The organism is Neptunomonas concharum (assembly GCF_008630635.1).
Lineage (GTDB): Bacteria > Pseudomonadota > Gammaproteobacteria > Pseudomonadales > Balneatricaceae > Neptunomonas > Neptunomonas concharum.
On record NZ_CP043869.1, the window covers coordinates 3,521,725 to 3,535,184 of the forward strand.

The window sequence follows — 13,460 nt, forward strand, 5'->3', positions numbered from 1 at the left end:
AGTTAAAAGATAACTAAGCAGGATAAATGTTTAGAAATAGCTAAAAATGTCTAAACAAAGCAAGCTTAGACATTTAGTTATTCGCTGGCCTCCTTTGCTTTACGACCACGCTTTGCGGGTGCCTTTTTCGCCTTTACGTCCGAAGCGGCTTTCTCGGCTTGGATACGTGCCAGTAGTTCACTGGCCGGCTCGTCGTTTGGATCTTGCGGCACTAACTGACCGGAAAAGGCTTTTTTCAAGATGGATTGGCGTAGGGTTTCGGCTTTCATAAGTTGCTGCTCTAATGCATACAACTGAGCATCAACAACTGATAATTTTTTATCAATAATGTCAGTTGTCGTTTTCTGTTCAACAAGTGAAGGTAAAGAAAGTATGAAACTTTTTACGTGCTGTTGATTTATCTTGTAAATACCAGCGGTAGTTCTAGCCGAACTTTCTATTTGGTTTCTTATTAATCTGGATTCCCAAAGGTAACTAAAAAAGGAAGGTATGACCTTCGTTTTATCAAGTCTTATGCGCATCATGGTATCGGGAAATGCAACTTCAATTATTGGGCCAGTGACTAACCCACCTCTCCCTACAAGGTGCTTACTTCCATTTCCTCTAGAAAAAAGAAAATCACCTTCTTTTACAATGTAATTCTGAGCCTCATCCTTATTCCACGCTCCTTCCTTGAACTCATTCAAGTCTAATTTGCCATTTTTCAGCGCAGTTAGTCTTAAAACCGGGAAACCTCCAGCTTTATCTTTCACCGAGCGGCCATTGGATGGCCCTAGAAGTGATATGTCCTTGATAGTTATAGCCTGCCAAGATGTTTTATCGACACAATTGTCCTCACGCCATTGCTCGGTGAGTTTGCCTTCGAAGGCGTGTTTAAGCACGGCCTGACGGTAGACTTTTAGTTGCTCGCGGGCGGTTTTTAGCGCGGCAATACCGTTATCCAGCTCGGAGAACAGCTCTTCGATTTTAGCAACGATTCGTTTTTGTTCGTTAGTTGGAGAAAGCAAAACCTCAGTCTCTTCAAATTTCCCCTTAGTAACATGGACCATTCCTGATCCATGGGCTTTAGCATATAGCTCAGCTGTAATTTTAGATAAAAGGTAATAAATATAATTTTTATCTACGCCGCTTTTAGGCATTACATTAAATATATGTTGATTGAGCCAAGCGTCATCACCCTTCCATATATGTGCCCCAAGAGAAGCTGACCACGCAAATAGTAAATCACCTTTCTTCACAGAATATTTATCTTCGTGACTCTGATCCGAAAAGTTATAAACAGCATCCGGTTTGTTTAAATTTTGGATACGAATAATTGGCTTTCCATTAGTTTTCCATTCGGTTGGCTTAAATGCACGTCCATTAACGTAGTTAGCCAAATCGCCAATAGTTGCTTTAGTCCAGTTAGCAGGAAATTGCTTTTCCATCACGCCACCAACTCCCGATTCAGCTCTTCAATCACCCAATCCATATTGTCGCCAAACTGCTGGTACATGCCCATTAGGCCGCCTTTGGCATCGAAGGGGGTCATCTCCAAATCATCGCGCTCAAAGTGGAACGAGCTGGTGATATGGTCGCGGATGGCGTGCAGCCACTGCATCTGCTGTTCGTTGAATTTATTACTGCCACCGGCGTGGTACTTCATTATCCAGTCCTGAAAATTCTTTCTTACGGTGTTGCTAAAAGGGGTGATGTGCTGATCTATTCCACAAACACGGCGAATCAATGCTACCAGTGCTGCGAGTTCGGTCAGCGGATTTTCACCCTGACCTCTTTTTTCAGAAACACCATCCAAATGGGCATACGCCTGCCAAATACGCAGGGGTGCCAGCGTGGGGCGGTCTTGCTTAAGCTTATCTAGCAGCGCTTTGATCTGTGTATAGGTGACTTCGCTACGACGTGCCGGTGTGCGGAAATACAGGGTTAGCGCATCAATCTGGTCGGCGTTTTCGCTCAAGTAGTCGGCAAAGGCTTGCGTCAGGGCTTTGGCGTTTTCGGTGGTTTCGCCCGCCCATTCGGCTTTAATTAATTTATCCAGATCCTCGTGCACAATGGTTTGTTCTTTATCACGGCGGATCGAGTCGATCAGTTCAATCCACTCGCCATTAAACACATTAGCAACTTCGCTCACCAGCTGATGCTGGGCTTGGTTGCGAGCCTCTTCGCCGGGGTCGGTGCCTGCGGGTTGGCCTGTTATTTCCAGCGCTTTTTGCTCGACACGGTCGCCATCAATGGCGTTAAACAGCTCTCCTACAATGACCAGCAGTGGCGTGCCACCGGCTTTGTCGGCAATGCGGGCGCGCTCTTTGTCATCCAATTGTTTATCTAAGCGCGCTAAGCGCCCTGCCAGTGATGACACAGTATCGCTGTCACTTGCCCCCATCATCACGCCCATGGCTAAGTCTTTGAGTGACACACTGGGTTTGGTTATCAGTGGCTGGCTGGCGGTTTTTACCGATTTGGTAACGCCAATGGCATCGACAATCACATAGTGGGTTTTTGCGCTGGGTGCAGAGGGTGTGACTTTGTTCAGGCTGTCTTTATCCAGTGTGCGGGTGCCGCGGCCTTTCATCTGCTCGAAGTAGTTTTTGCTTTTGACATCGCGCATAAACAGCAGACATTCGAGCGCCTTGACATCGGTGCCGGTGGCGATCATATCTACCGTTACGGCAATGCGTGGGTAGTAGTCGTTACGGAACTGGGCCAGTACCGATTTTGGGTCTTCGCCTTTTTCCAGTACGCTACCGTCGCTGTCGGTTTTGTCGTTGGCAACGCGGTAGGTGATCTTTTTGCAGAACTGGTTGCTTTCGCCAAACTCTTCGCGCACGCACTGAATAATGTCATCGGCGTGGCTGTCGGTTTTTGCAAAGATCAGGGTTTTGGGTACTTCTTTACGACCGGGGAATATCGTCGGCAGCGCATCTTTGAAGGTGCGGATCACGGTACGAATCTGGTCGGGGTTTACAATATTGCGATCTAGTTGTTTGGCGCTGTAGGTTTCATCCTGATCTTGTGCCTCCCAGCGTTTTTTGCGGGTGGTTCGTTCGCGGCGCTCAACCTGTTGCTTCGCTTCTATCTTGCCGCCCTGTTTGGTTTTTTCGGTTTCGATAACAAAGATTTCGTTACCGACGTTAACGCCATCGGCCACGGCTTTTTCGTGGTCGTATTCGCTCACTACGTTTTTGCGGAAGAAACCGTAGGTGCGGTTATCCGGCGTGGCGGTCAGGCCCACCAGATAGGCATCAAAATACTCCAGCACCTGCCGCCACAGGTTGTAGATTGAGCGGTGACATTCATCAATGATGATGACATCAAAAAACTCCGGCGGGATTTTTTCGTTATACACCACCGGCAGCGGCTCTTTGGGGCGAGTGTATTGCTCGGCGGGGTTTTGTTCTTCGAGCGCTTCGTCTAGTGGTTCATCTTTTAAGATGGAATACATGCGCTGAATGGTGCTGATGCACACTTGCGCATCTTTGGCGATGTATTGGTTTTTTAAGCGCTGTACGGTGTATAGCTCGGTGAATTTGCGGTTATCGTCGTTGGGAACAAAGCTCATAAACTCTTGTTCGGCTTGTTCTCCCAAGTTTTTGGTGTCCACCAAAAAAAGAATACGGTTGGCACTGACTGGCTCACGCAACAGGCGATAACTGGCCGTAATGGCGGTAAAGGTTTTGCCGGAACCTGTGGCCATCTGTACCAGCGCGCGGGGTTTATCTTGTTTGAAAGACTCTTCAAGGTTGGTGATGGCGGTTATCTGGCAATCACGCAGGCCTTCTTTAATCAGGGGCGGAAAATCCTGTAAACGCCCGCGTAGACTTTTATGGTTAACGAGCGCTTCTTTAAGCCATTTGGCAAGGGTTTCGGGGCGGTGAAAGTTAAACACTTCACGCGAGCGTGGGCGTGGGTCTAGACCATCGGTAAAACGGGTAATCACACCGGTGCTTTCATAAACAAAGCGCAAAGGCTGGCTGTTATTCACCCACTTTAACGTAGCGTTGGCATACCCTTGGGACTGGTCTTCAACGGTGGTGATCTTCTCGCCCCAGGTTTCGGGTTTGGCTTCAATCACGCCCACGGCCTGTTTATCTACAAACAGTACATAATCCGCCGGGCCTACATCGGTCTGGTACTCCCGAACTGCAACGCCAGTGGCGGCAGAAAAGTCGATCTTTTTCTTATCCTGCACAACCCATCCCGCGTGGGTCAGCAAAGCATCTATTTGGTCACGGGCTTTTTGTTCGGGGTTTTGGTTGACCATATTTCACGTCCCTGTTTACTGATTGGCTTCGAACGCTTGGTACTTTGTGAATGAAATATAATTATGCGGGAAACAACTGAACTATTCCTGTTTTATCAAGAATAGTTCAGTTCCTGAGTATGATGCTTTTTTGTAAGTATGACAGCTTTTTGTTTCTACGCTTGTGCCATTTGGCTTACTACTCTACCGTCACCGACTTAGCCAAGTTTCGAGGCTGGTCTACATCCGTGCCTTTTAATACTGCGACATGATAGGACAGTAATTGTAAGGGTACGGTGTATACGATTGGCTCAAGTATTTCGGGAATCTCCGGCATACCCAGTACGTGTACCCCTTCTGCCGATTGTAGATTTTGTGTGCAGCCTGCAAAAACAAACAGCTCTCCCCCACGGGCACTAACTTCCTGAAGATTGGCTTTGAGCTTGTCCAGCATGTCATTACGCGGGGCGACGGTTACCACCGGCATATCTTTATCAACAAGCGCCAGCGGGCCGTGTTTCAGCTCTCCTGCTGGGTAGGCTTCTGCATGGATATAGGAGATCTCTTTTAATTTGAGCGCGCCTTCCATTGCCACAGGGTAGAGGGTGCCTCTACCTAAAAACAGTGAATGGTGTTTCTCTGCAAAGGCTTGGGACATCTCCTCAATCTCAGCATCCATAGCTATGGATTGCTCAATCAGTGAGGGTAGCTGCTGGAGTGCGTTAACGATTTCGCGTTCTTTCTCTTGGGTTAGTGAGAAACGACGCCCAATGACCAACGTGGTTAAGAGTAATGCCACTAACTGGGTGGTGAAAGCTTTGGTTGAAGCAACGCCGATTTCGGGCCCAGCATTGGTCATGAGGTGTAGGTCTGATTCTCGTACCAGTGAACTTCCTGGGACATTGCAGATGGTTAGGCTAGCGAGGATCTGATCTTGCACATCCCTTAAGGCGGCCAGTGTATCGGCTGTTTCCCCTGATTGGGAGATAGAGATAAACAGTGTGCCCTGCTGAATCACCACAGGACGATAACGATACTCGCTCGCTACTTCCACATGGCAAGGTATACCTGCTAGGCCTTCCATCCAGTACTTGGCTATCATACCCGCATGGTAACTGGTGCCACAGGCGATGATCTGAATCTGCTTTACCTGATCAAAAATTTTAGCGGCTTGCTCGCCAAATACGTTCTCATTGACTAATCCATCCTGGATTCGATCATGGAATGCGGCTTGCGTAGCAGCGGGTTGTTCATAGATCTCTTTGAGCATGTAATGCTTAAAGCCACCTTTATCCGCTGCAGATACGCCATGTTCATAGCGGCTGACTTTTCGTTCTACAATCTCACCGGTTCGATCCCATACCTGTATATTTTCTTGGGTGAGCAAGGCAGTATCACCTTCTTCCAAGAACATAAAACGATCTGTAACCGGCAGAAGCGCCAACTGATCAGAAGCGATAAAGTTTTCACCGATACCTACGCCGATAACAAGCGGGCTTCCCTTTCGTGCAGCATAAAGCTCACCAGGGCGCTCTTGGTGAATCACTCCTAAGGCAAATGCGCCCTCTAAGAAGCCAACCACAGAGTTTACCGCCTCTAGCAGGCTAATACCTGTTTTAACTGATCTATCAAGTAAGTGAGCGATTACTTCGGTATCAGTTTCAGAGGTGAAGAGGTAACCATCATCTACCAGCTCTTGTTTCAACGCTTCGAAGTTTTCGATAATGCCGTTATGCACCACTGCCAGCTTATCACCTGACATATGTGGGTGTGCATTATGCTCCAATGGTTTCCCGTGGGTTGCCCATCGGGTATGTGCAATACCTGAACTACCCTCTAATGGTTGACTATCCAAAGCATCAGCTAACGCTTGCACTTTACCGGCGCGTCGTAAGCGGTTAATGGCTGCGCCATCCCACACGGCCATGCCTGCTGAGTCGTAACCACGGTACTCCAAACGGCGTAACCCTTCTAACAAAATGCCTGCGACTGAACGCTCCGCCGTTGCGCCAACAATTCCACACATGGTTCTTCTCCTTAAGATTTTTTAACCGGGCGCTGCCAGTCTGAAAGGTTACGTTGTTTACCGCGGGCAACCGCTAATTGGTCATCATCTATCGACTTGGTAATCGTCGACCCTGCACCTACCGTCGCTCCATTACCTACTTTAACGGGCGCTACCAGCGCCGTATTTGAGCCGATAAATGCATTATCACCAATCTCCGTCAGAGATTTGTTCACTCCATCGTAATTGCAGGTAATGGTACCGGCACCAATATTGGTGTTTTCACCGATAGTGGCATCACCGATGTAACTGAGGTGATTAACTTTAGAACCTTTACCGATCTGTGCTTTTTTAGTTTCAACAAAGTTGCCAACTTTTGCCCCATCCGCCAGACGGGTTCCTGGGCGAATACGAGCAAATGGACCTATATCACATTGTGCTGCGATCTCAGCATCTTCAAGATGGGAGTTGGCTTTAATATGAGTATGATCGCCAATGGCGCAGTTTTTAATAACGCAGTTAGGCTCGATAATAACCCCTTTTCCAAGCACGACTTCACCTTCGAATACCGCGTTAATATCGATAAAGACGTCACCACTGACGCTCACTGAGCCACGAATATCGATGCGGTTAGGATCAGCCAACGTAGCACCTGCTAACATTAGCTCATTGGCGAGCTGGCTTTGGTACCATCGTTCTAGGGCTGCTTGCTGTAATCGGTTATTGACACCTTGCACCTCTTCTTCGCAATAAGGGTGCTGTGCTTCAATCTGCACACCCTCTTCTGAGGCCATAGCAATAATATCAGTTAGGTAGTATTCACCCTGAGCATTCTCAGAGGATAGACGAGGAAGCCATTCAGCTAATCGCTGCGAAGGCACCGCCATAATGCCGGTATTAACTTCTGTTATAGCTAGTTGGGCAGCATTCGCATCTTTTTGCTCGACAATTGCAACTACATCATTCACTTCATTACGGACAATTCGTCCATAACCTGTCGGATCATTCAGGTGTACAGTTAATAAACCTAAGTGTCCCTTACGAGCAGCTGTGATAAGCCGTTCCATTGTCTCTGTTCGCGTCAGGGGAACATCACCATACAGAATTAAGGTTACCCCTGCTGTGTCAATGTTAGGCAATGCCTGTGTAACCGCATGACCGGTGCCGAGCTGTTCAGCCTGAAGAGAAAAAGATAGGGACTCGTGCTGTAGGGCTGTACGAAGTTGTTCGGCACCATGACCAATAACCAGATGCATATTTGCCGCTTGTATTGCTCTGGCTCGATCAAGAACATGCTGAACCATGGGCTTACCGGCAATGGGATGAAGTACTTTGGGCAAAGCGGATTTCATCCGGCTTCCTTGCCCCGCTGCAAGAATCACAATATCCGTTGTCATAGAAATTAACCTGTTACGCCTAAATCAAAAAATTACAGTTTGTTTATTAATTTGACCAATCTATATGATAGAGTCACGGATACAATAGTTTTTGTCAGGAATTTTTTGACAAATGTTTAAATTTGATCCTAAACATCTAGGCCTTGATGAGCGCGAAATGGCTATTTATCGCGCGTTGATCAGCCTCGGACCAAGCCCTATTCGCCAAATAGCTGACAAATCCGGTATCAACCGAGGAACCACTTACGATGCTTTAAAAAGTCTTCTGCAAAAAGGACTTGTAAGTTATCTCCCCAAAGGTAAACGTAGACTTTTCTCACCTAGAGACCCTAGTGTTTTACTAGAGCTTGCAGAACAAAAACAACATCACCTTGAACAAGCTATTTCGCAACTCAAGTCGTCTATTATTCCTGAACTAAACCACCTAAAACCTGATTTCTCGACGGCTAATGTTCAATTTTACGAGGGAGACGATGGCATTGAGTTTGTACTTAGAGATATTCTGAGTAGTGTTTCTAAAAATAAATCTAAGAACTATTCTGTTTTCTCTTCGAAGCCCATTCGATCACACCTGTATCGCCCTTTCCCTAACTACACCTCCCAAAGAATTCAAAAGGGCATTAGTGTAAAAGTGATTGCGATTGGTGATGGGGGGGAAGATGCTGACCTTTCTGAACGAAAATGGATTAAAACAGAAGGCTCCGTAGATGCCGCTTACATTGCCATTTATCCTCCTAAATGCGCGATTATTTCCTTAGCATCAAACAATTACCCTACAGCGGTGGTCATTGACTCTAAAGAGGTAGCCAGCGCCCAGAAGATTATCTTTGATACCTTGTGGCGATTACTTTAGACACAAAAAAGGCAGCCTAAGCTGCCTTTTTTACGAGTAGATACTCGACGACGTCAGTATTATTTACCGAGCTTTTTGCGAATTTGCTGCAGCGTACGGAGTTGAGCCGCCGCTTCAGCCAGTTGAGTAGCAGCGCGTCCGTATTCGAACTCACTCTGCTTATCTCCAATCGCTTGTTCAGCATGCTTCTGCGCTTCAATAGCCGCCGCTTCATCCAGATCACCTGCATGTAATGCAGTATCCGCCAAAACGATGACTTTGTTAGGCTGTACTTCTATGAAGCCACCTGATACGTAGAAGATATCCTGTTCGCCGCCCTGCTTACGCATTTCGACAGGGCCTGGTTTTAGTTCCGTCAGAAGCGGAGCGTGACCTGGGTAGATACCCAAGTCACCCAGGCTACCTGTTACGGATACGAACTCGACAAGACCAGAGAAGATCTCTTCTTCAGCACTTACGATGTCGCAATGAACAGTCATAGCCATGTTGTTTTCCTTTTTAAAGGTTTACCAAGCGCAATTACATGCTCTTAGCTTTTTCAACCGCTTCTTCAATACCGCCAACCATGTAGAACGCTTGCTCTGGAAGATTGTCGTAATCACCAGCTAGGATGCCCTTAAAGCCGCTGATTGTATCTTTCAAAGAAACATACTTACCTGGAGAACCAGTAAATACTTCTGCAACGAAGAATGGCTGAGACAGGAAGCGCTGAATCTTACGCGCACGTGTTACAACCTGCTTATCTTCTTCAGATAACTCATCCATACCCAGGATCGCGATGATGTCTTTCAGCTCTTTGTAGCGCTGTAGTACACCCTGAACCTGACGAGCAGTATCGTAATGCTCTTGGCCAATAACCAGAGGATCTAGCTGACGAGAAGTCGAGTCCAGTGGGTCAACCGCAGGGTAGATACCCAGCTCTGCGATCTGACGAGACAGTACTACTGTTGCGTCAAGGTGAGAGAAGGTTGTCGCTGGAGACGGGTCAGTCAAGTCATCCGCTGGTACGTATACCGCCTGGATAGACGTGATAGAACCAGTTTTAGTAGACGTGATACGCTCCTGCAGAACGCCCATCTCTTCCGCCAGAGTTGGCTGGTAACCTACCGCAGAAGGCATACGACCCAGCAGTGCTGATACCTCAGTACCTGCCAGTGTGTAACGGTAGATGTTGTCTACGAACAACAGTACGTCACGACCTTCGTCACGGAATTTCTCAGCCATTGTCAGGCCAGTCAACGCTACGCGCAGACGGTTACCTGGTGGCTCATTCATCTGACCATAAACCAGAGATACTTTGTCCAATACGTTGGACTCTTTCATCTCGTAGTAGAAGTCGTTACCTTCACGAGTACGCTCACCTACACCCGCAAATACGGAGAAGCCAGAGTGCTCGATCGCGATGTTACGGATAAGCTCCATCATGTTTACGGTTTTACCTACACCGGCACCACCGAACAGACCAACCTTACCACCTTTCGCGAATGGGCAAACCAAGTCGATTACCTTGATGCCGGTTTCCAGTAGCTCATTAGAAGCTGCCTGCTCAGCATAGGTTGGTGCTTTACGGTGAATAGGCATACGCTCTTCTTCACCGATTTCACCACAATCATCAATTGGGTTACCCAAGACATCCATGATACGACCCAGTGTTGCTGTACCAACAGGTACAGAAACTGGCGCACCAGTATTTTCTACTTCTAAGCCACGGCTCACACCTTCGGTCTGACCCATCGCGATCGCACGTACAACACCGTCACCCAGCTGTTGCTGAACTTCCAGCGTCAGACCGGTTTTGCTTACGGTCAGCGCGTCATAAACTTTCGGTACGTTATCACGTGAGAATTCCACGTCGACAACTGCGCCGATAATCTGAACAATTTGTCCGCTACTCATGTTCGGATCCTCTTAAATTTTAACCCGTTCACCGCATTAAACTGCCGCAGCACCACTTACAATCTCAGAAATTTCCTGAGTAATCGCTGCCTGACGAGCTTTGTTATAAACCATTTGAAGCTCATCAATCAGGTTGCCGGCATTGTCTGTTGCATTTTTCATTGCCAACATACGCGCGGCCTGTTCGCAAGCGATGTTCTCAACCACTGCCTGATACACTTCGGACTCAACGTAACGAATAAGAAGAGCGTTTAACAATTCTTTTGCGTCAGGTTCATAAATATAGTCCCAGTGATGATTCAGTAGTTCATCATCATCTTCTGCTTTCAGTGGAAGCACCTGTTCAACTTGCGGGCTCTGTGTCATCGTGTTAACAAACTGGTTAGACACAATGTACAAACGATCCAGCTTACCTTCTGCAAAAGAATCCAGCATAACCTTCACAGCACCAATCAAATCAGCCACTTCTGGATGATCACCCATATGGGTTTTAGCTGCTACTACATTTCCGCCGTAGTTCTTAAAGAAAGAAACTGCTTTAGCCCCCAACGCGCAAACGTCAATTTCGACGCCTTTGTCGTTGAACTCTTTCATGCTAGCGATTGTCTTTTTGAACGCGTTAACGTTCAGACCACCACAAAGACCACGATCAGAAGCAACGATGATATAACCAACGCGCTTCGCTTCACGGTCCTGCATATATAGGTGCTTGTATTCAGGATTTGATTTTGACAAATGCTGAATAACACCACGGATACTGCGAGCGTACGGGCGGGAAGACTGCATGCGATCTTGAGCCTTACGCATCTTACTTGCTGCTACCATTTCCATAGCGCTAGTAATTTTACGTGTGCTGCCGATACTCGCAATTTGCGTCTTTATCTCTTTTCCGACTGCCATAGTTCCGCCTATATAACCTTAACTTAGTAAAGGTCCGCTCTCTAATTAAGCAGACCTGCACTCAACGAGTGATTACCAAGTTTGAGTTGACTTGAACTTCTCAATGCCTGCTTTGAACTGTGCAGCGATTTCATCACTGTACTTACCGCCATCATTGACATCTTTCATCAGGTCAGCATATTCGCTGTTGAAGAAAGAGATCAGTGCAGATTCAAAGTCACCGATTTTGTTCAGTTCAACACCACTCAGGAAACCTTCGTTTGCAGCGTAAAGGCTCAAGCCCATTTCAGCTACAGACATTGGTGAGTACTGTTTCTGCTTCATTAACTCAGTTACAGCCTGACCGTGCTCCAGCTGTGCGCGGGTAGCATCGTCAAGGTCTGATGCGAACTGAGCGAATGCCGCCAATTCACGGTACTGAGCCAGTGCCAAACGTACACCACCACCTAATTTCTTGATGATCTTAGTCTGGGCTGCACCACCTACACGGGATACAGACAGACCAGCGTTGATCGCTGGACGAATACCTGAGTTAAACAGGCTCGATTCCAAGAAGATCTGACCATCAGTGATGGAGATTACGTTGGTTGGTACGAACGCAGATACGTCACCACCTTGGGTTTCAATTACAGGCAGTGCAGTCAGAGAGCCTGTCTTACCTTTAACTTCACCGTTAGTGAACTTTTCTACATACTCAGCGTTTACACGCGCAGCACGCTCAAGAAGACGAGAGTGCAAGTAGAATACGTCACCAGGGTATGCTTCACGTCCTGGTGGACGACGTAACAATAGAGAGATCTGACGGTATGCCCATGCCTGTTTAGTCAGGTCATCGTACACGATCAGTGCATCTTCACCACGGTCACGGAAGTATTCACCCATAGTACAACCAGAGTATGGAGCCAAGAACTGCATTGCTGCAGGATCAGCGGCACCCGCTGCAACGACAATGGTGTGATCCATTGCGCCGTGCTCTTCCAGCTTACGTACTACGTTTGCGATTGTGGATTGCTTTTGACCTACGGCTACGTAGATACAAGTAACGCCAGTGTCTTTCTGGTTGATGATCGCGTCAATCGCAATTGCCGATTTACCGATCTGGCGGTCGCCGATGATCAACTCACGCTGACCACGTCCTACCGGTACCATTGCGTCGATAGCTTTCAGACCTGTTTGTACAGGCTGGTCAACAGACTTACGAGCGATTACGCCCGGTGCTACTTTTTCAACAGCGTCTGTCATTACCGCTTCAACAGGACCTTTGCCGTCGATTGGGTTACCCAATGCGTCAACAACACGACCTTTCAGGCCAGGACCTACTGGTACTTCAAGGATACGGCCTGTGCAACGCGCCGTCATACCTTCTACCAAGCTTTGGTAGTCACCCAGAACTACAGCGCCGACAGAATCACGCTCAAGGTTGAGCGCCATACCGTAAATGCCGCCAGGGAATTCGATCATTTCCCCGTACATTACGTCAGCTAGACCGTGGATCAGAATGATACCATCGGATACGCTGACGATAGTGCCCTCATTACGGGCTTCAGAAGACACATCCAGCTTTTCGATGCGCTTCTTGAGAATCTCGCTGATCTCAGATGGATTCAGTTGCTGCATGGTTATTCCTCATACTCAGGAATTCAGTGCTTCAGCTAGTTTCGCCAAACGGGCGCGAACTGAGCCGTCGATTACCAGGTCATCAGAGCGTACTACCACACCACCCAGAATTGATTGATCAACGCTGGAAGTGAGTTTTACGTCTCGACCCAGCTTAGCGCTGAGTGCCTGAGTTAATTTCTGTTGCTGCTGCTCATCCAGTTCATAAGCAGTTGTCACGTCGACATCGACAGACTTCTGCTGATTGGCTTTGAGCTGCTCGAACTGCGCGCTAATCTTTGGAAGCAAACCCAAACGCTGATTTTCAGCAAGTAGTGCGATGAAGTTCTTACCGGATTCATCCAGGTATTCTTCGCACACTGAAATCATAACGCCTGCTTTTTGCTCGCTCGTAAGCGCAGGGTTTCCCAATACACTGACCATTTCACTATCGCTGGCTACAACTGCAGCGGTTGATAGCATGGTGGACCACTGATCCAAGTTTCCTTTACCTAAAGAAAACTCAAATGCAGCTTTTGTGTAGGGACGAGCGACTGTATTGAGTTCAGCCAT

The 13,460-nt window shown here is 47.5% G+C and carries 10 protein-coding genes; 1 reads left to right on the forward strand and 9 read right to left on the reverse strand.

The window, feature by feature from the left end:
• Window positions 1–77: 77 nt before the first annotated feature.
• The 4 genes from F0U83_RS16750 to glmU all read right to left on the reverse strand — a co-directional run bounded on the left by F0U83_RS16750 (window position 78) and on the right by glmU (window position 7,642).
• A complete protein-coding gene (locus F0U83_RS16750) occupies window positions 78–1,427 on the reverse strand; it encodes a restriction endonuclease subunit S (protein ID WP_138985883.1) in 1,350 nt (449 codons plus the stop codon).
• Window positions 1,427–4,261, reverse strand: coding sequence for a type I restriction endonuclease subunit R (locus F0U83_RS16755; protein WP_138985884.1), 2,835 nt, complete (start codon window positions 4,259–4,261; stop codon window positions 1,427–1,429). Before F0U83_RS16755 ends, F0U83_RS16750 begins: the two co-directional genes overlap by 1 nt.
• 178 nt (window positions 4,262–4,439) lie before the next feature.
• A complete protein-coding gene (glmS, locus tag F0U83_RS16760) occupies window positions 4,440–6,266 on the reverse strand; it encodes a glutamine--fructose-6-phosphate transaminase (isomerizing) (protein WP_138985885.1) in 1,827 nt (608 codons plus the stop codon).
• Between the two features lie 11 nt (window positions 6,267–6,277).
• Complete coding sequence (gene glmU, locus F0U83_RS16765; RefSeq protein WP_211343595.1) at window positions 6,278–7,642, reverse strand: bifunctional UDP-N-acetylglucosamine diphosphorylase/glucosamine-1-phosphate N-acetyltransferase GlmU; 1,365 nt, start codon at window positions 7,640–7,642, stop codon at window positions 6,278–6,280.
• A 112-nt stretch (window positions 7,643–7,754) separates the two neighbouring features.
• On the opposite strand from glmU, the gene F0U83_RS16770 reads away from it, so the two are divergent.
• Complete coding sequence (locus F0U83_RS16770) at window positions 7,755–8,495, forward strand: TrmB family transcriptional regulator (RefSeq protein WP_138985887.1); 741 nt, start codon at window positions 7,755–7,757, stop codon at window positions 8,493–8,495.
• A gap of 59 nt (window positions 8,496–8,554) precedes the next feature.
• Here the strand turns inward: F0U83_RS16770 and F0U83_RS16775 are convergent, their stop codons facing one another.
• The 5 genes from F0U83_RS16775 to F0U83_RS16795 all read right to left on the reverse strand — a co-directional run bounded on the left by F0U83_RS16775 (window position 8,555) and on the right by F0U83_RS16795 (window position 13,460).
• Window positions 8,555–8,980 carry a F0F1 ATP synthase subunit epsilon gene (locus F0U83_RS16775; protein WP_138985888.1) on the reverse strand — a complete coding sequence of 142 codons (426 nt, stop codon included), beginning with the start codon at window positions 8,978–8,980 and terminating at the stop codon, window positions 8,555–8,557.
• A 34-nt stretch (window positions 8,981–9,014) separates the two neighbouring features.
• Window positions 9,015–10,391, reverse strand: coding sequence for a F0F1 ATP synthase subunit beta (atpD, locus tag F0U83_RS16780; RefSeq protein WP_138985889.1), 1,377 nt, complete (start codon window positions 10,389–10,391; stop codon window positions 9,015–9,017).
• 36 nt (window positions 10,392–10,427) lie between these two features.
• Window positions 10,428–11,291, reverse strand: a complete 864-nt coding sequence (atpG, locus tag F0U83_RS16785) for a F0F1 ATP synthase subunit gamma (protein WP_138985890.1) — start codon at window positions 11,289–11,291, stop codon at window positions 10,428–10,430.
• A gap of 72 nt (window positions 11,292–11,363) precedes the next feature.
• Window positions 11,364–12,908, reverse strand: a complete 1,545-nt coding sequence (gene atpA / locus F0U83_RS16790; protein WP_138985891.1) for a F0F1 ATP synthase subunit alpha — start codon at window positions 12,906–12,908, stop codon at window positions 11,364–11,366.
• Between the two features lie 15 nt (window positions 12,909–12,923).
• On the reverse strand, window positions 12,924–13,460 hold the full coding sequence (locus F0U83_RS16795; protein WP_138985892.1) for a F0F1 ATP synthase subunit delta: 537 nt from the start codon (window positions 13,458–13,460) through the stop codon (window positions 12,924–12,926).

Excerpts from the sequence above, each read along its gene's own strand:
- F0U83_RS16770 (WP_138985887.1), top strand. The coding sequence starts at position 7,755 with ATGTTTAAATTTGATCCTAAACATCTAGGCCTTGATGAGCGCGAAATG.
- atpA (WP_138985891.1), bottom strand. The coding sequence starts at position 12,908 with ATGCAGCAACTGAATCCATCTGAGATCAGCGAGATTCTCAAGAAGCGC.
- F0U83_RS16775 (WP_138985888.1), bottom strand. The coding sequence starts at position 8,980 with ATGGCTATGACTGTTCATTGCGACATCGTAAGTGCTGAAGAAGAGATC.
- F0U83_RS16795 (WP_138985892.1), bottom strand. The coding sequence starts at position 13,460 with ATGGCTGAACTCAATACAGTCGCTCGTCCCTACACAAAAGCTGCATTT.
- F0U83_RS16750 (WP_138985883.1), bottom strand. The coding sequence starts at position 1,427 with ATGGAAAAGCAATTTCCTGCTAACTGGACTAAAGCAACTATTGGCGAT.
- atpG (WP_138985890.1), bottom strand. The coding sequence starts at position 11,291 with ATGGCAGTCGGAAAAGAGATAAAGACGCAAATTGCGAGTATCGGCAGC.
- glmU (WP_211343595.1), bottom strand. The coding sequence starts at position 7,642 with ATGACAACGGATATTGTGATTCTTGCAGCGGGGCAAGGAAGCCGGATG.
- atpD (WP_138985889.1), bottom strand. The coding sequence starts at position 10,391 with ATGAGTAGCGGACAAATTGTTCAGATTATCGGCGCAGTTGTCGACGTG.
- glmS (WP_138985885.1), bottom strand. The coding sequence starts at position 6,266 with ATGTGTGGAATTGTTGGCGCAACGGCGGAGCGTTCAGTCGCAGGCATT.
- F0U83_RS16755 (WP_138985884.1), bottom strand. The coding sequence starts at position 4,261 with ATGGTCAACCAAAACCCCGAACAAAAAGCCCGTGACCAAATAGATGCT.